The sequence below is a fragment of the Salinivibrio sp. IB872 genome, from assembly GCF_001995345.1.
GTDB lineage: Bacteria > Pseudomonadota > Gammaproteobacteria > Enterobacterales > Vibrionaceae > Salinivibrio > Salinivibrio proteolyticus.
Window position 1 is genome coordinate 13,419 of sequence record NZ_MUFO01000027.1, and the last position, 16,863, is coordinate 30,281.

14 protein-coding genes are annotated in these 16,863 nt (G+C 50.3%); 9 read left to right on the top strand and 5 right to left on the bottom strand.

Annotation, left to right across the window (positions count from 1 at the left end):
* Positions 1-46 precede the first annotated feature (46 nt).
* Positions 47-1,573 carry a sensor domain-containing diguanylate cyclase gene (locus tag BZJ18_RS11575; protein ID WP_198532233.1) on the top strand — a complete coding sequence of 509 codons (1,527 nt, stop codon included), beginning with the start codon at positions 47-49 and terminating at the stop codon, positions 1,571-1,573.
* A 6-nt stretch (positions 1,574-1,579) separates the two neighbouring features.
* Here the strand turns inward: BZJ18_RS11575 and BZJ18_RS11580 are convergent, their stop codons facing one another.
* The 3 genes from BZJ18_RS11580 to BZJ18_RS11590 all read right to left on the bottom strand — a co-directional run bounded on the left by BZJ18_RS11580 (position 1,580) and on the right by BZJ18_RS11590 (position 4,735).
* The gene (locus tag BZJ18_RS11580) at positions 1,580-2,041 is read right to left on the bottom strand and encodes a PAS domain-containing protein (RefSeq protein WP_069586922.1); all 462 of its coding nucleotides are present in this window, start codon (positions 2,039-2,041) and stop codon (positions 1,580-1,582) included.
* 3 nt (positions 2,042-2,044) lie between these two features.
* Positions 2,045-3,046 carry a response regulator gene (locus tag BZJ18_RS11585; protein ID WP_077456888.1) on the bottom strand — a complete coding sequence of 334 codons (1,002 nt, stop codon included), beginning with the start codon at positions 3,044-3,046 and terminating at the stop codon, positions 2,045-2,047.
* A gap of 105 nt (positions 3,047-3,151) precedes the next feature.
* Positions 3,152-4,735: a hypothetical protein gene (locus tag BZJ18_RS11590; protein WP_077456890.1), complete on the bottom strand. Its 1,584-nt coding sequence runs from the start codon at positions 4,733-4,735 to the stop codon at positions 3,152-3,154.
* 268 nt (positions 4,736-5,003) lie between these two features.
* Between BZJ18_RS11590 and BZJ18_RS11595 the strand changes: the two genes are divergently transcribed.
* Complete coding sequence (locus tag BZJ18_RS11595) at positions 5,004-6,152, top strand: acyl-CoA desaturase (protein WP_077456892.1); 1,149 nt, start codon at positions 5,004-5,006, stop codon at positions 6,150-6,152.
* A gap of 94 nt (positions 6,153-6,246) precedes the next feature.
* Here BZJ18_RS11595 and BZJ18_RS11600 read toward each other — a convergent pair whose 3' ends face one another.
* Positions 6,247-7,221, bottom strand: a complete 975-nt coding sequence (locus BZJ18_RS11600; RefSeq protein ID WP_077456894.1) for a CobW family GTP-binding protein — start codon at positions 7,219-7,221, stop codon at positions 6,247-6,249.
* A gap of 212 nt (positions 7,222-7,433) precedes the next feature.
* On the opposite strand from BZJ18_RS11600, the gene BZJ18_RS11605 reads away from it, so the two are divergent.
* Together BZJ18_RS11605 and BZJ18_RS11610 are read left to right on the top strand one after the other, a co-directional pair.
* Positions 7,434-8,822, top strand: a complete 1,389-nt coding sequence (locus BZJ18_RS11605) for a TldD/PmbA family protein (RefSeq protein WP_077456896.1) — start codon at positions 7,434-7,436, stop codon at positions 8,820-8,822.
* Positions 8,819-10,171, top strand: coding sequence for a TldD/PmbA family protein (locus BZJ18_RS11610; RefSeq protein WP_077456898.1), 1,353 nt, complete (start codon positions 8,819-8,821; stop codon positions 10,169-10,171). The genes BZJ18_RS11605 and BZJ18_RS11610 overlap by 4 nt, the downstream gene beginning before the upstream one ends.
* Positions 10,172-10,205: 34 nt before the next feature.
* Here BZJ18_RS11610 and BZJ18_RS11615 read toward each other — a convergent pair whose 3' ends face one another.
* Positions 10,206-11,111, bottom strand: a complete 906-nt coding sequence (locus tag BZJ18_RS11615; RefSeq protein ID WP_077456900.1) for an alpha/beta hydrolase — start codon at positions 11,109-11,111, stop codon at positions 10,206-10,208.
* Positions 11,112-11,481: 370 nt separating this feature from the next.
* Between BZJ18_RS11615 and BZJ18_RS11620 the strand changes: the two genes are divergently transcribed.
* The 5 genes from BZJ18_RS11620 (at position 11,482) to BZJ18_RS11640 (ending at position 16,750) form a co-directional block, all read left to right on the top strand.
* On the top strand, positions 11,482-12,873 hold the full coding sequence (locus BZJ18_RS11620) for an L-cystine transporter (protein ID WP_077456902.1): 1,392 nt from the start codon (positions 11,482-11,484) through the stop codon (positions 12,871-12,873).
* A gap of 186 nt (positions 12,874-13,059) precedes the next feature.
* Positions 13,060-13,623, top strand: a complete 564-nt coding sequence (locus BZJ18_RS11625) for a PhnA domain-containing protein (protein WP_077456904.1) — start codon at positions 13,060-13,062, stop codon at positions 13,621-13,623.
* Between the two features lie 169 nt (positions 13,624-13,792).
* Positions 13,793-14,245: a CC0125/CC1285 family lipoprotein gene (locus tag BZJ18_RS11630; protein ID WP_069586932.1), complete on the top strand. Its 453-nt coding sequence runs from the start codon at positions 13,793-13,795 to the stop codon at positions 14,243-14,245.
* 139 nt (positions 14,246-14,384) lie between these two features.
* Positions 14,385-16,040 carry a LytS/YhcK type 5TM receptor domain-containing protein gene (locus BZJ18_RS11635; RefSeq protein WP_077456952.1) on the top strand — a complete coding sequence of 552 codons (1,656 nt, stop codon included), beginning with the start codon at positions 14,385-14,387 and terminating at the stop codon, positions 16,038-16,040.
* Positions 16,037-16,750, top strand: coding sequence for a LytR/AlgR family response regulator transcription factor (locus tag BZJ18_RS11640; RefSeq protein WP_274532562.1), 714 nt, complete (start codon positions 16,037-16,039; stop codon positions 16,748-16,750). The genes BZJ18_RS11635 and BZJ18_RS11640 overlap by 4 nt, the downstream gene beginning before the upstream one ends.
* The last annotated feature ends 113 nt before the right edge of the window (positions 16,751-16,863 follow it).

Genomic DNA, 16,863 nt, shown 5'->3' on the forward strand with positions numbered 1-16,863 from the left:
TTTAGGCCATACGCAGCGAACACCACTTGTGATGAAGCAGTTGTTGATGTTTCTGTTAAGCGTCTTGCTTGTGCCGGTAGCCTTTGCCACGTCACAGAGTCAAGTCGACCTATTCGATCAGATGTTTGAAAAGAATACGCTGGTAATGATGTTGATCGTGCCAGACAGTGGTGAAATTGTGGCCGCCAACCCCGCCGCGAGTCGATTTTATGGCTACTCTATTGATGAATTGACTCAAATGAGCATCAATGATATCAACGGTTTATCGCCAGATGCGGTTGCTGAAGAGCGCAAACTCGCCAAACTTGAAAACCGAAATTATTTTGTTTTTCGTCATCGCACGGCCGACGGCTCGTCCCGCACCGTAGAAGTCTCATCGGTGCCTGTCGACTATCAGGGTTCGACATTACTTTTCTCAATTATTACTGATATTAGCGATCTTCGCGCCACGCAAGAGTCCCTTTGGCACTATCAAAACCGGCTCGAACAAATGGTCGCGACACAAACCGAGCAAATCGAAAAGCAAAAGGATCACCAACTCGTCATTACGTCACTGATCATCTTTCTTTTGGGTGCAGGGCTCGCGGTCATGTGGTTAGTGCTAAGCAAATCCAGACGGACGGAATACGAGCTAAAACTCGAACGGCGACGTCTCGATGAAATTATTCGCGGCACTCATGTGGGTACGTGGGAATGGCATATTCCCTCTGGGGAGCTGGTGATCAATGAACGCTGGGCCGAAATCTTGGGTTACCAGAAAGAGGAGATTACCCCAGCCTCTTTTGAAACCTGGAAAAAGCTCTGTCATAGCGACGATTTCAATCGCGCATCGAAAGAGATAGAAGCCGCGTTCAGTGACAACAATCCCTTTTATGAGTGTGAATTCCGCATGTTGCATAAAGATGGATTCTGGGTATGGGTATTGGCGAAGGGCAAGATTATGGAGTGGGACCGGAACCACCAACCGCTGCGGATGGCCGGTACCCATCAAGACATCAATGAGACCAAACGCTTATATCTTCAATTCGAGCATATGGCCCATACGGACACCTTAACCGGTGCTTTAAATCGTGTTGCGTTTAAACAACGTGCCGATGTCGTCATGGCTCAAGCACGTCAGCAAAGCGCTCACTTTGCGCTTTTGTTTATCGACCTTGATGGCTTTAAGAAAATAAACGATACCTATGGCCATGATGCGGGAGACTGTGTACTCATTGAAACGACCAAACGAATGGGCCATAGCATCCGTAATTCCGACACGCTAGCACGACTCGGCGGGGATGAATTTGCGGTGATTCTCGAGTACACCAGTCAGCCAGACGATGCTGCGCGCGTAGCAAGCAAAATTATTGCCAGCCTAGATAAACCTTTTGACGTGGGAGACGGACAACAGGCGCGACTCTCTGCCAGTATTGGCATTGCTTGCTACCCTGAACATGGCGAATCCGTCGAACAACTACTCAATTGCTCTGACGCCGCGATGTATTACGCCAAAAAGTCGCTATCTGGCTGCACCTACGCTTTTTGCGAGCCGGAACATCTATCATCGTCACCCCGCGACGATCAAAACTAAGCAAGGTTATGACGATGCAGTTCGAGTCGGTGCAGTGGCTCGGGGCGTTTGGCTTGCTAACGCTTCATTGGTCACATCTTGAATCGAAATAAACATATGATTCACCTCGCCGCGAGTATTGGCCATAGGGTGCATGGTGACGTTTTGATACATAAAGGGAAGCTGACCGGTAATAGGACGCACGTGACGGCAACGAAACAAGTAAGGGCGCTGCTGCCAGACAATAAAGCTGCGGCAGCGCAACTCAAACACCGGCTGTGATTTGGCGCGAAACCAAGGCTCGTTGATTTCCGGAAATACCTCGAATAAGGTGCGATTTTGCACATCTTTGGCGTGTTTGCCGCTGTGGTGAACCATAAAGCCGTTCCACATCTGAATTTGGAAATCTTTGTCTAACACAATCAATCCCATATCGATGTGTTGCACCATATCGAGCATCCAATGGAATTGATCAAAATCTTCTGTCATGCCTTACTCCTCATCCATCAGATAAGCCAACTTCGCATCCAATAAAGGTAGCGATTCATCCAGTAATAACAGCAATAGATCGCACTTAATCTCGGTGCCATCAATCTGGTAGCTCACTTCAATGGTCACCGTGCGTTTCCAAGAGCCTTTCATCGCGGCTATCAAATAGTCCGCTTCGACATGTTGTCCCATTAATGCCGGATAGCTTTGCGAAAACTCGAGCGCAGCTTGCTCACCGAGCCCTCGCAAAAAGGCACTAATCAAGATATTGCTGATGTCGACCAACAGCTCGAGTTCATTATCGAGCGAGCCATCATCGGGATAATCCAACAAGTCAATCATGTCACTGATACTGGAATCGCTGATCAGCATTAATGCTTCACCGGCAATTCCTTCGCCACTAAAACCTTGGCATACGCCGTTCATGGTATCTGACTGTGCTAAGTGGCGGATGGTCATAGTCAATTCCGTGACCTCAAACACGTTAACCTGCGGCAGAGGCATGTGAACAAAGACACCACAATGACGCGCGAGTTTATCTGCCGCCTGCCCCATGGCGATGTTGACCACTTCCATATATATATCGCGCCGGCTCAGTTTCTCCTTCGGTGCATGGGAGCGCTCGGTTTCCGAGGCGGTTGCGGTAGGAAGATAGGCCTTAATTAGAGCCTCAACGCGCTCGCGGCTAATGGGTTTTTTAACAAAGTCTTTTGCCCCCCGTTCAAGCACTTGCTGCTGAGCGAGCGGCTGAATATCACCAGACACCACCACGACGGGGACTGTCATCCCAGCGGCTTGCATTGCTTCAAGGGTTTGATAACCATCCAATTCCGGCATGGTTAAATCAAGGAACATAATATCGATCGACTGACTGTTTAAAACATCTAAAGCCACCTTGCCATTCTCGGCAAAGTGCACCTCAGCATCTAAATCTTTGGGTAAGGTTCGCGCGAGCTGCTTCCGCGCCAGTGCGGAATCATCAGTGATCAGAATTTGTGTGGTCAAAAGCCTCTCCTTGTCGACTTCATAACTGAAAGTGTGGCTGGGTCAACACAGTAAGCATAAACCAAGATGAACAGGGATGAGGGCAAACCAGTCAAAATACTGTCTTTATCGGTCACTGGTTTGAGTTTCAGCCAAGTCACAGAGTGCTTGAAGACGATCCGCGCGACTGATCAAATGAGGGTGTTGTAAGTACAAATGATGTAGGCAGACCAAGCAAAGCTGAACACAATCGTTCACCTTTTCACTGATCGTTTCTGGGTCTTCAAAAAACTCGCCCGTCAACAGCGCCTGCCAATCCTCTGCGAGTGCACTAATCATAGAAATATCTAACGGCGCATTCACAAGATGGCGCGCCGCCAGTTCAATGCGCTCCATGTCATCACTGGCAGCAAAAATATTTCGCAACGCAATAACCGCATCCACCAGCGCCCCCTGCGTGTTGGGACGTTTTGCCGCGGCATATAAGCGGGACATGGCTAAACGAATGCCGCTCGAATCTGTATCATCGACCAACATGCTCCAACGCTCGATGTCCACCAAATCGAGTTCACCTATCGCGATAGGATCGCTGGTTTCGGCCACTGAGCCAAAATCTTGCCGACGGTTATCCAGCGAAAAAGGATCAATGCGCCAGACCCACTCGGGCGCGACAAAGGGTTTATATTCTGTGAGGTAGCAAAGCGCCATACACAAAGTGATGTTGAGCTCCGTGGTTTGCTGATCGGTATTAGCATCCATCACTTCATCTGGCCAATCGTCATCTTCGAGGAAGTCACCAAAGTTGATCGCAAACGCATAGCCCGACTCCAACATAAAACCGTTATTGCGTCGTTTGGCCATTAACCCCGGCGCTTGAAGTACGTATTCAGCAATACTCGGGGTATAGCGGCGAATGCTTCCCCATTTGGTATCCAATTCCGCTAAGTTGGTGAGTGCCGCATTACGAAATCCAACAAACATCGGAATATGCGCCACTTCGCCATCGGCAAGACTTCGGGCGATATCCAACATTTCTTGTACAGTGCTGACAAAGCGATCCGCAGAGACTATCCCGCGGATCCGCATCAAGTCATAACTGTTGATTAAAATCGATACCGGCAAGCTCGCCAAACTCACTACACCACGATGCCCGGTTGCATCTTTGTAGTCACCGAACGTTTGCTGAGGATCATTACCTATGGCGTCAAACAAGCGCTCGAGGGACGGATCGGCCAAAATACGCTTTTGCACAATCTTACTGATTGGAAACTGTTCGATAGCAGCCGTTAAGTAACCTGCCCCACGATAGAAAAGATGAGGACGGTGGCCCGCTTTGATCAAAAAGAGTGGATAGAGCTCACCGGCAAGCTGACAAAAGGCACTGATAAGCGGATCAACGCTATTAACACGCGTTGCCAACTCTCCACCTTGTTGTGCGCGCCACACATTGAAAATATGACGACCATTTTGCATCACATGGGGCAGACGATAGAAGAAAGATTGCTCGCTCTCCCCCTGCTCCACCGCAGACACACGTAGCTGTCGACACAACTCGACATATTGGTTGAGTGTGTCGCGCTGTGTGCGGCTTAGCCCCAATTTTTGCATCAAGATCAGTCGGCCTTCCGCCTCTGTGACATTGAGAATGTAGCTCACCACCCGGTGACCCATGGTTTTCACAAAGTGCGGAATAGCCGGATAGGACATCATGCTTATCCGCCTATTTTTAATCGAAAAATCAATCCAGTGTTTATCACCGTTATCGGCAGAAAACGGCACCCCTTCACCGTGACTATCGTTAACATTGTACTCGTCACATCGTCTCGTGAAAGCTAAGTATAGCTATCTCAACAAGTAACGGACGAAGGACAAAAACAGAAACAATTTTGTGACGACTCAATGCGGGGAATGCTTGACCAAGCTGTAGCACGCATCTATTCTAGCGTACAAGTGTACGCTTAAATAAAGATAACGAGTTATGGATACCAAGGCTTCAACCTCTCCCCCTCAGAAACCACGCTTAATCTGGTTAAACATTAGCGTGTTTACGCTTACTTTTTTGATTGCCGCAATTGGTACGCCATTGTGGACATGGCATCACGGTTTTGATTGGATGCAGATCACTGCGCTGATTGTCGCATTCAGCTTTTGTGGCCTGTCGATCACCGCCGGTTATCACCGGTTGTGGGCCCACAAAACCTATCAAGCCCATCCAGCTTTGCGCTTTATCTTCGCTATTGGTGGGGCATTTGCGCTGCAAAACAGCGCGCTTCATTGGTCATCAGATCACCGCATTCACCACCGCCATGTCGATGACAACGATGTTGACCCGTACTCGGCCAAACGCGGCTTTTGGTTCTCACACCTTGGTTGGATGCTGCGCGAATACCATCCCAACCGTTACGGCGATTACAGCAACTGCCGCGATCTACAAAAAGATAAGATCGTGATGTGGCAACACAAGCACTACCTTGCGCTGACACTGGCCACCAACTTTGGCTTCCCTATCGCGTTTGGTTTGCTCCATGGCGATCTTTGGGGCGCGATTTTACTGGTCGGCTTTACTCGATTGGTGCTAAGCCACCACACCACCTTTTTCATTAACTCACTGGCGCATGTGTGGGGCAGCCAGCCTTATACCGATAAAAATACCGCGCGGGATAATGGTGTGCTTGCCTTGATGACCTTTGGCGAGGGCTACCACAATTTTCACCATATTTTTGAGAACGACTACCGCAACGGCATTCGCTGGTGGCAGTTTGATCCCACTAAATGGCTGATCAAAACCGCATCTTGGCTAGGCCTGGCGGAAAAACTGCGCGTGACCCCCGAAGAGAAGATTGAAAAAGCGCGTGCGACCATGCAATTGCAGCGCGTCACGCAACAGCTCAGTGACAAGCCACACGCATCGCATCGTCTGCAAATTCTGCAACAAGAGTATGATGCCTTGGTCGCCAAAATGGCGGACTACTATACGCTGAAAAAACAGCTGTTAGCGCTCGAGCGTGACAAGCTGCGCGAAAAAGTCGAGAACGCCGAGCTAACCCAGCAATACAAAGATTTAAAGGTGCGTTTTCAGCAACAAAAACGTAGCTGGCAGGTGCTCACCGCCAAATACGCCAGCTAGCCGCGACGAACAAGCGACACACGACAAACCGGCCACTTGGGCCGGTTTTTTATCGGATAAGAACGCGCCGCTGGCAAGGGTCTGTTGATGCCAGTTAGTTAGACGGGGTAAGGAAAGAAAGCAGGATCGACTCTAGCTCATCCCAAGGTAAGGCGTCGGTATCGATCACTTCGATGCGCGACTCGGCCTGTTCAATCGACATAGGCGTCACAGTAACCACCTGATTGGCGACGTTAAACGCGTAAAACCCCTCGTCTGTATTGACCACCGCTTTAATCCGTTGGGCGTTGATGTTGCTTAATAGCCCATATAAAGCATCAAAGGGAAAGCAACAGTGCGCGGCGAACAACCAGCCGCAGCTGACATAACCCTGCCCTTGGTTTTCTTTGCGGGTATAGGTATCGTCCGGGCCCAGAGCGAGTGTGGTCATCGGCTCGGCATCGTTGTGATGGTGATGATAGTGCGCTTGACGGGCATGACGCGGTAACGCAAGCCACGCGGTCTCGAGCGCCCCCTGCTCAACGCCGGTTACCAAGCTTTTCTCGCCATCAAACGCGGCGACATAATTATAAAAGGTGGCGATTTGCGCCTCGCTACACTGGTCAAGCTTATTGGCCACTACCACATCCGCGAGCGCGATTTGATCATGAAAGTTTTGATTTTCACGATAGCGCACATCATCAATACAACGCGGATCCAACAAAGTAATGGTCGCGCCCAGCGACAAGGTGGCATCGAAAGGCGGCTGAGTCAGCTTACCAATAATGTCTTTAGGATGACCGAGTCCGGTCGGCTCAATCAAAATCCGATCCGGCTGCTCGGCGAGTAAGGTATTTAGCCCCACTGTCATGGGTAAGCCAGCCACACAACACATGCATCCGCCCGGCACTTCCTTTACCAACGCACCTTGTTCAGAGAGGATAGCGCCATCAACGCCCACCTCACCAAACTCGTTCACCAAGATAGCCCAACGCTCATGCTCGGGTTTATTCGCTAATAAATGACGAATCGCCGTGGTTTTCCCCACGCCAAGAAATCCAGTGATAATGTTGGCTGCGATCTGACTCATGATTCTATCCGCTCGTTACTTGTATCGGCGTAGTGTAACGGATTGCGCCACACTCGTCGCCTTTTGGTCACACGCATGGAAAGTGTCCATGTGCAGGTCAGTGAATGGCACAAAAAATGATGAAATATCATGCACTCACTGCAAGTGGTGATCATTACCAATAAAAGCTTGGTAGAATGAAAGGTTCGCTAACACACTTCTTAGGAGGAAGTATGCTGAATCCATCAACGGCAAAGTCGGTGATTGACCATGCCCTGTTTTTAGGCGCGGATTTCGCCGAACTCTTTGTCGAACGCCATCACTCAGGCAACGTAGAGCTGTTGTCTGGTGAGGTGGATAAAGTGAGCTCAGGGATTGATTTTGGTATTGGTATCCGGTTGTTTTTTGGCCACAAAGTGCTTTATGGCTACACCAACAGCCGCGATGAAGAACAATTGAAAAAAGTCACCAGCTTGCTGTGCGCGCGTGACAAACGCGATCAAATTGCCACCGCGGGACCGCTCAATTTATCCTATTTAAATGACAAGCACCCGGTGTCTGAGCCGTTATCGTCGGATCAACATGTCGCCGATAAGGTGGCGTTCTTACGTCAAGTGGATGCTCGCATTCGTGCCGAGAGCGATAAAATCGCCCAAATTATTGGTCGTGTCGGCCAACGTGAGCAACAGGTCGAAATTTTTAACTCTCATGGCCTGCATGTCACAGATACCCGCCACTACACCCGTATTGCCGCCACGGCGGTCGCCACTAACGGTGAGGAGCAATCAACGGGCTTTGATGCCCCTGGCGCGCTCACAGGCTGGGAGTTCCATCAGGATATCGATCCGGTTGAGCTTGGCGAGCGTGTCGCACGACAAGCGCTGGTTAAACTCGGTGCCCAAGCCTGCCCATCGGGCGAAATGCCGGTGGTGATTGGCAACGGCTTTGGTGGAGTGATTTTCCATGAAGCCTGTGGCCACTTGTTAGAAACCACCTCGGTTGCTAAGCAAGCTTCCGTCTTCCATGACCAAATGGGCGAAATGATTGCAAGCCCTGTAGTAAGCGCGGTGGACGATGGCACCTTGGCGAATGCATGGGGCTCAATCAATATCGATGATGAAGGCATGGAAACCCAGCATACCCAGTTGATCAAAGACGGTAAGCTCACCTCCTTTATGGTCGATCACATGGGTAGCCTGAAAACCGGTTATGCGCGCACCGGCTCTGGCCGACGAGAGTCTTATAAATTCGCACCGACCTCGCGGATGCGAAACACCTTTATTGAGCCCGGTAACGACAGCTTAGACGCCATGATTGGCTCCATGGAGCGTGGCATCTACGCCAAGAAGATGGGGGGCGGCTCAGTACAACCCGGCACCGGCGAGTTTAACTTTGCGGTCCAAGAAGCTTACTTGGTCGAAGACGGTAAGATCACCGTGCCACTCAAGTCTGCCACCTTAATCAGTACGGGGCCTAAGGTGCTTAAAGAAATCAGCATGGTCGGCAAAGATCTTGCCCTTGCCGCCGGTATGTGTGGCTCGGTGAGCGGCTCAGTCCCCACCACCGTGGGCCAACCTGCATTAAAAGTCGATAACATCCTAGTAGGAGGCGGTAACGCATGAGTGAGCAAACCATTAAAGCAACCCTAAGCGATGCCGTCGATCAGGTCCTCAGCTTGGTGAAACAGCAAGGTGCGCAAGCAGACGTGATTGCCAACGCCAGCGAAAGCTTGTCACTCAAAGCCGACCAAGGCGATCTCTCCGAGCACAAAGTCACCGCCGGTCAAGTGATCGGCGTGCGGGTGGTCAAAGGGGATCAAGTCGCCACCAGCTATTCAGAATCACTCGATAGCGACAGCCTTGCCAGCATGGTGAACGCCGCACTCACCAACGCAAGCTTTACCAAGGCCGATCCGGATCAGCAAATTCGCGCTGAAGGGCAGCAAATTGATCAGCAAGATCCTAGCTTACTGCAAGCAGATAACACCCCGATTGAAGACAAGATCGCGTTGGCGCTGGCCCTTGAGCAAGAGGTGGTCAGCCAACCCCGCGCAACGGGTGCGCCCTACAATGGTTACAGTGAGCAAACCCAATATCAGTTGCTTGCCAATACCTTGGGCACACGCTGCTATCACAGCGAACGTAGCTTTAGTTGCTACACCGCAGCGCTGCTCAATCACGACGGTAAGCAAGCGATGCATCTCGGCGCGTCAGTGTCACGCCGCTTTGCTGATCTAGATCTCGCCCATGCGACCCAACTGGCCTACCAAACCGCTGACGCCTTGCTTGAGGGTGGCCCAGTGAAAACTGGTTCGTATCCGGTGATTTTTGAGCATGATTGTCTCAGCGAATTGCTGGGCGCCTTCGGCAGCTGCTTCTCCGGCGATGCCGCCAAGCGCGGGACTAACCCATGGCGTGAAAAAGTCGGCAAGCCCGTTACAGATAGTGCGCTCACCATCACCGATGTAGCAAGGCTTGATGGCGGGATGCGTATCAAAGCGTTTGATAGCGAGGGCTTTGCCACCGCCGACACGCCTTTGATTGAAAACGGCGTCTTAGTCGGCTTTTTACACAACAGCGCCACGGCGCAGTATTTTGGTGTTCCCCACACGGCTAACGCGGGCCGCAGCCCCAAAGGCGGTTTGGACGTCACTTCTCGTCATGATGTGATTGCCGCAGGTAAGCACAGTGATGCGGACGTGCATGCCGGTGAATACCTTGAGTTGGTGTCACTGCAAGGGGTGCATTCAGGCGCGAATGCCATCAGTGGCGACTTCTCTTTCGGTGCAAGTGGGTTTGTTTGCCGAGATGGCAAACGCGTTCGTCCGGTTCGCGGGATAACGGTGGCTGGTAACTTCTATACCATGCTCAATGAGATAGAGGCGATCGGCAATACCGTGTTACCCAACTATGATGGCGCATTCTTTGCGCCACGCATCCGCTTCGCCCGCTTATCCATCGCGGGTGAATAACATCGCATCTTCTAAAGGCAATAAAGGCATCGGTTTAGGCTGATGCCTTTTTATTCTCAGTTTGTGCTTCTACGCTTTGTACCGCTGGATTCATCTTTGCCGCCAAGTCGGTAAATGCCTGCAAAGCGACGTCACTGGTAAGAATACGCCCATGCCCTAACCCTTCGGTAGCTAGCACAGTCACATGTGGATAGTCAGTGGCTTTTTCAGTGACGGTAAAGGAAGCAAAACGGTCGTTTTTATCGTGGGCAATCACCACCGGATGACGGCGACGTGACAATTTTTCGAGCGGCTCAATGGTCTCGATAGGATAACCATGTTGATCACCCACTTCTCGGACAATTTCATCAAACAGCTTCAGTGAATACCCCGATTTTCGGACTGTGGCATATAAATTCTCGCGATAATTCAGCACAGGTGCGACCAAAAAGAGCGGTAAATCATCCATCTGCGGATGCTGGCTCTCGAGTACCGCGGCAGCGCCCATACTATGTGCAATGATCCCAGAAACATTATCAACTTGATCTAAGACATCATTGATTGCCTGCACAAAGCCGGGAATATGGCTCTCCTCTCCACCGCTTTGACCGTGGGCAGGATGGTCAAATGCCACCGCACGAAAGCCCAGTGACGCGATATGCGCCATCAGTGGAAAAAACTGGCTGGCAGACCCCGACCAACCGTGCGTCAGCAACCAAGTTGGCCCAGCGCCAAGGCTATACATTTGCAACACCCCTTCTTGGCTTTGTACTTGCGCACGCACCAAGCCTTCCGGTTCTGGGTTTGCCATTGGACTGCGGGTTGGAGTGAGAAAGAGCTTACGTGCCACTTTTTTAGCATGACGAGGTGCCAAGCGATGATGACAACGGCTTACCGCTCCCACGAGCGCGCGTTTAGCGCTAAAACGACCCGGCGTTGAAAAATAGACTTTTCTGCTCATTTACGATCCTTTACGTCAATAACACACCACTCCTAATGTTTGCTACACCAATCATCACGGCGTCTGGGGATTAACACACGTCGCCACCTTACCGGAAGCCTTGTCGTATTAATAGAACGAACACCCGTTTTAGAATAAGTTGACCTAATGCATACTTTCTATTGGACACTATACCATCAATAGTCGCGCAATCGTTGCGCCATATTCGATTTAGTTTTAACAAGTGCTTTTTTTATCTAATTGCACTGTGACATATGTCTTCATTATGTGCACCAGTCGGCATAAGATGCGAGGCAATATCGATCCATTAGCGACATCCGCGGGATCTCACGCTCAAATTATTATAATTCTCTAGATTGGAACGCCGACTATGACAGTTATCCTTTTAAATCTGATCGCTTTTGCGCTGTTGCTGGCGGTGCTTGTCAAATTGCACAAGCAACAAAAATCCTTATCCACACGTGTGTTTACAGGCCTCGGCTTAGGGGTCGCATTTGGTGCTGCCCTACAAGCGCTATACGGTGCCGACGGTGCAATCACACGCGAAACCATTGGCTACATCAATATTGTCGGGTCCGGCTACGTCAGCCTGCTTAAAATGATCATCATGCCGCTGATCACCGTGTCAATTATCGGCGCGATTTTGAAAGTGAAAGACTCTGGGTCGCTAGGCAAAATCTCTAGCCTGAACATCGGCATCTTACTTGCCACGACCGCCGCCTCTGCGCTCATTGGTGTATTCGTGAGCAACCTGTTCGGTTTGTCTGCGCAAGATATCGTACAAGGGGCGCGTGAGATGGCGCGCGGTGCTGCTCTGGAGCAACGCTTGGGCTCAGTCGAAGACTTATCACTGGCGGATATGGTTATCTCTTTCTTCCCGCAAAACCCATTTGCAGATCTCGCCGGCAGCCGCCCGACGTCAACCATCGCTGTGGTGATTTTCTCAGCACTCGTTGGTATGGCTGGTGTCACCTTGTCACGTACTCAGCCTGAACTCGGCGAGCGTTTTGAACGCTTTATGGAAGTGGCACAAGAGCTTGTTCGCGCCTTGGTACGTATGATCATCGGCCTCACGCCTTATGGTATTTTGGCTCTAATGACCAAAGTGGTGGCTGGCTCAAACGTGAGCGAAATTCTTGAGCTGGCGAACTTTGTGGTTGCCTCTTATGTAGGCTTGGGTGCCATTCTGGTGATGCATCTGGTATTGATTGGCCTTGTCGGCATGAGCCCGATTCAATATCTGAAAAAAGTGCTCCCAGTGCTGACGTTTGCCTTTACGTCTCGTTCAAGTGCGGCCACGATTCCTCTTAATATCGACTCGCAAATGAAGAACTTGGGCAATGATCCGGCCAGCGCCAACTTCTCCGCCTCATTTGGTGCCACCATGGGTCAAAATGGTTGTGCCGGCCTGTATCCAGCCATGCTAGCAGTCATGATTGCGCCAACCATTGGTATTAACCCACTCGATCCGGGCTTTATCGCCACCTTGGTTGCGATTGTCACTGTGAGCTCATTCGGCATTGCGGGTGTAGGCGGCGGCGCCACCTTTGCGGCACTGATCGTGCTCTCAGCATTGGATATGCCTGTTGCGCTTGCCGGCTTGCTGATTTCTATCGAACCCTTGATTGATATGGGCCGTACTGCTGTGAATGTGAGTGGCTCAATGACGGCCGGCACTCTCACCTCGCGTTTAATCGGTGGCCAAGATAAAAGTGTTTTCGACCACCATGAAGTGGTAAAGCAAGACACGGCTAACGCCTAACGTTACACAACCTTGATTGAGATAATGCCACGCGTTTGCGTGGCATTTTTGTTTTTGCGTTACTCGACATATATAGCCACTCTATTCGCTGACTCAATCCCTTATAACTTGTAAGAATTTATGTCAGCGATTACACTCTGCCTCATTGTTAATGCAGGGACCTCCCTGCCCGTTGTGAGATAAAACATGAGTATTGAACAAACGCTTCAGGCACGCAGTGGCGGCCAATGTGAACTTTGCACCAGCCAAGACAACCTCTCTGTGTATGAAGTCCCGTACTCGCCAGACACCACAGCCAACAGCTGCGTATTGGTCTGTGGCACTTGTCATGATCAGCTTAACAACCCGGAAAACATGGACGTGAACCACTGGCGTTGTCTAAGCGACAGCATGTGGAGCCAAGAGCCTGCGGTTCAAGTGGTTGCCTATCGCCAACTTTCTCGTCTCTCTAGCGAAAACTGGGCACAAGATAATCTCGACATGATGTACATGGAAGACGATGTCCGTAAGTGGGCAGAAACGGGGCAAGATATCGAAGAAGTCAAAGTGCTGGACGCTAACGGTGTCGCTCTGCAAAAAGGCGACGACGTGACCGTGATTAAAGATTTGCCTGTTAAAGGCTCAAGCCAAGTGATCAAACAAGGCACCGTGATCCGTGGCATTAACTTGACCGACGATCCGACCCATGTACAGGGTAAAGTAAACGGCCAAACCATGTTTGTGATTGCGGAGTTCTGCCGCCGTAAGTAATCGACTTTCGCGCCTGTCGAATTCGATACGTAACATGCAAACCGACGCCATCAAGGCGTCGGTTTTTTTTCGGCTGACAAACCGCTGACAGAGTCATACAAAATTCCGCTAGTCGGTATGTGTCTCACGCACTATGATACGCGCCTTTCTCAATCATCTTGGAGTTACTATGAAAACTCGCGGTTGGTTCTTCTTGTCAGTGTTGCTGTTGGCCGGTTGTGCAACGCCTTACTCAACCGAGAAGAACTTTTGGTCATTCGGCATGGGCTTTGATGTGATAGCGGTGAGCGAAGACACGTGGCACATCAGTTTTGTGGGTAATGACTTTACCGACCGGGCCATTGCCCATAAATACGCCCTGCGCAAAGCCGCAGAGCTGGCACAAAACGCTGGCTATCCATACTTCACCTTAAGTGACGAGCAGCTACACGTTGACAATAAAGGCAGCCACGCCACATATAGCGAGCGTAAAGATAAGAAGTGGGATTACGGCTACGGCAATACCTCCACCACCAGCGAAACCACCATCATGGTAATTGCAAAAGGTTATCATCAAGCGCCTAAAACCGACGCCATGGTTTATCAAAGCGCCTTTATTTTACGCAGCGTTACGGTCGAATAGCGCGCGAAAGTGTGCATCATGGTAAGGCACTTGTGTTATTTTCGCCTGCTTGTACACCATGATGCTTGCGCTAGGTCAGTATCGATGGCATGACGAAGGGTGTATACTGCCGCCTCTTTGCTCATTGCCTCGCTCGATTATGTACAACGACCAATTTTTAATGTTGCTGGCTGTGTTTGAACGCGCCGCCCTTCTCCTTATGGCGCTGTTTTGGCTCACTCGCACCCACCTGATCCAAACCATTGTGCAGAAAACCCAGCGCCATCCGATGGAAACGGCGCTGATTGCCGCCTTGTTTGTGTTGTTTGCATTGTTCAGCACCTACACAGGTGTCAATGTAGATGGATCACTGGTTAACGTGCGAATCATCGCCATCGTCGCTGGGGGCATTTTGTTTGGCCCTTGGGTAGGTGTGACAGCAGGCGTCGTCTCAGGTATTCACCGCTACCTGATTGATATTGACGGACCAACCTCACAAGCCTGTTTGATCGCCAGCATTATTGCTGGGTGCCTGTCTGCCCTGATCCATTATCGCGCCGATAAACAGCACTATGCTCGTTACGGCATTTTAGCGGGAATGATCTGTGAATCGCTGACCATGTTGCTGATTCTTTTACTGGCGAGTGACCAAGCTCTGGCCCAACATATTGTCGCGACCATTAGCTTTCCGATGATTGCGGGTACCGTCTGTATTGGCCTGATCATCCAACTGGTACAGTACATCGATGATGAAAAAGAACACCTCGCCGCCCAGCAAGCCAAACAAGCGCTGGATATCGCTAACCGTACGTTGCCTTACTTTCGACGCGGTGAAACGCGAGGCTTAACCAAAGCGTGCAGTATTATTCGTAAAGACACCGGTGCCGATGCGGTTGCCATTACCGGTACCGCCGATGTGTTGGCGTATGTTGGCATTGGTGAGGAGCAATATATTGATGCCCACCACCAAATTAGTCGCCTGACTCAGCAAGCGGTAAAAACCGGTGAGCAAATCATCAGCAATGATCTCAACGTGCATGACTTTCGCTCTTTGTTGATCATTCCACTTTGGGAAAATAGCGTCGTCACCGGGACCTTAAAGGTTTTTTATCGTCAACCTCACCGTATTCGTCGCCCGATGCAAGAAATGGCAATTGGTTTATCGCAATTGATTTCAACCCAGATGGAAGTGGCGCGTATACAAAAGCTCAAAGAAATGGCCAGTAAAGCCGAATTTGCCGCGCTACAAAGTAAAATTAACCCACATTTTTTGTTCAACGCTCTCAACGCAATCTCCAGCTTGATCCGGTTGCGTCCGGATGACGCCCGTGGCTTGATTGCCAATCTAGCCGACTTTATGCGTTACAATTTAGAGCGCACACAAGATCTCATCCCTATTACGGATGCCATCAAGCAAGTCAAAGATTATGTGGCAATAGAGCAGGCTCGTTTTGGTGACAAACTTTCCGTTCACTTTGATATTGAAACAACCGACATTAATATTGCGCCTTTACTGATACAACCGCTGGTAGAAAACGCCATTCGCCACGGTTTTCAACCTTCTCGCCGTCCTTGTGATGTCACCATTGCAGTGCGGGCGATTGAACGCGGCGCAGAAATTAGCATTACAGATACCGGCGTGGGCATCGACCCAAATATCGTTGAACAGCTTTATCATGGCACCATCGACAGCCATCATATTGGCTTGATGAACGTTCATCAGCGCTTGATCTTACTCTATGGTCGAGGCCTCACCGTCGAGCCACTTCAGCCAGGAACGCGGGTATCATTTACAGTCGAAAACAAGGAGGCATAATGCGCGCTGTCATTGTTGAAGACGAATATCTTGCTCAAGAAGAGTTGAGATACCTCATTGAAAAGCACAGTGCTATTACTATCACCGAGAGTTTTGATGATGGGTTAGCAGCGCTTAAATATCTGCAGATCCATAAAGTGGATGTGCTGTTTTTAGATATCAACATCCCCTCCATTGATGGCATGTTGCTGGCGCGCAGTTTACACGCGGATGCACGCCCGCCCTTTGTGATTTTTACCACCGCGTACAAAGAGCATGCAGCAGATGCATTTGAGCTTGAGGCATTTGATTACTTGCTTAAGCCGCTCAATGAAACGCGCGTGAAAGGCGTGCTCGACAAGCTTGCTATCGCAGCTACTCCTGCTGATACCCTAACAGAGCAACGCCATACCTTGCATTTAATGCGCGATAACCGGATCCGTATTACCGATACCGCCGACATTCTTTACGCCGCGGCCAACGAAAAGACCACCTTGGTATATACCCCAGATGGCGAGTTCTATGTGCCCTACACCATCAGTGAATTGATGACACAATTGCCAGCCAACTTTTTCCGTTGCCACCGCTCTTACTGCGTTAACTTAGATAAAATCACCGAGATTGCACCGGGCTTAAACAGCACTTACCACGTTTTTCTTCCCGGTATTCCTCATCCCGTGCTGGTTAGTCGCAGCAATCTGAAGGCGTTTCGCGAACGAATGCAGTTGTAATTCATGCCATCTCGCTGCAGTTCATGCCCGCTAACTGCAGCTCATTTTATCTTTTTCACCTACTCTTGATGTGGGGATTCAGGGTCGTATCTTGGGGGTGTTCCCAATAGATA

Excerpts from the sequence above, each read along its gene's own strand:
- BZJ18_RS11575 (WP_198532233.1), top strand. The coding sequence starts at position 47 with ATGTTTCTGTTAAGCGTCTTGCTTGTGCCGGTAGCCTTTGCCACGTCA.
- BZJ18_RS11580 (WP_069586922.1), bottom strand. The coding sequence starts at position 2,041 with ATGACAGAAGATTTTGATCAATTCCATTGGATGCTCGATATGGTGCAA.
- BZJ18_RS11590 (WP_077456890.1), bottom strand. The coding sequence starts at position 4,735 with ATGATGTCCTATCCGGCTATTCCGCACTTTGTGAAAACCATGGGTCAC.
- BZJ18_RS11595 (WP_077456892.1), top strand. The coding sequence starts at position 5,004 with ATGGATACCAAGGCTTCAACCTCTCCCCCTCAGAAACCACGCTTAATC.
- BZJ18_RS11600 (WP_077456894.1), bottom strand. The coding sequence starts at position 7,221 with ATGAGTCAGATCGCAGCCAACATTATCACTGGATTTCTTGGCGTGGGG.
- BZJ18_RS11605 (WP_077456896.1), top strand. The coding sequence starts at position 7,434 with ATGCTGAATCCATCAACGGCAAAGTCGGTGATTGACCATGCCCTGTTT.
- BZJ18_RS11610 (WP_077456898.1), top strand. The coding sequence starts at position 8,819 with ATGAGTGAGCAAACCATTAAAGCAACCCTAAGCGATGCCGTCGATCAG.
- BZJ18_RS11615 (WP_077456900.1), bottom strand. The coding sequence starts at position 11,111 with ATGAGCAGAAAAGTCTATTTTTCAACGCCGGGTCGTTTTAGCGCTAAA.
- BZJ18_RS11620 (WP_077456902.1), top strand. The coding sequence starts at position 11,482 with ATGACAGTTATCCTTTTAAATCTGATCGCTTTTGCGCTGTTGCTGGCG.
- BZJ18_RS11625 (WP_077456904.1), top strand. The coding sequence starts at position 13,060 with ATGAGTATTGAACAAACGCTTCAGGCACGCAGTGGCGGCCAATGTGAA.
- BZJ18_RS11630 (WP_069586932.1), top strand. The coding sequence starts at position 13,793 with ATGAAAACTCGCGGTTGGTTCTTCTTGTCAGTGTTGCTGTTGGCCGGT.
- BZJ18_RS11635 (WP_077456952.1), top strand. The coding sequence starts at position 14,385 with ATGTACAACGACCAATTTTTAATGTTGCTGGCTGTGTTTGAACGCGCC.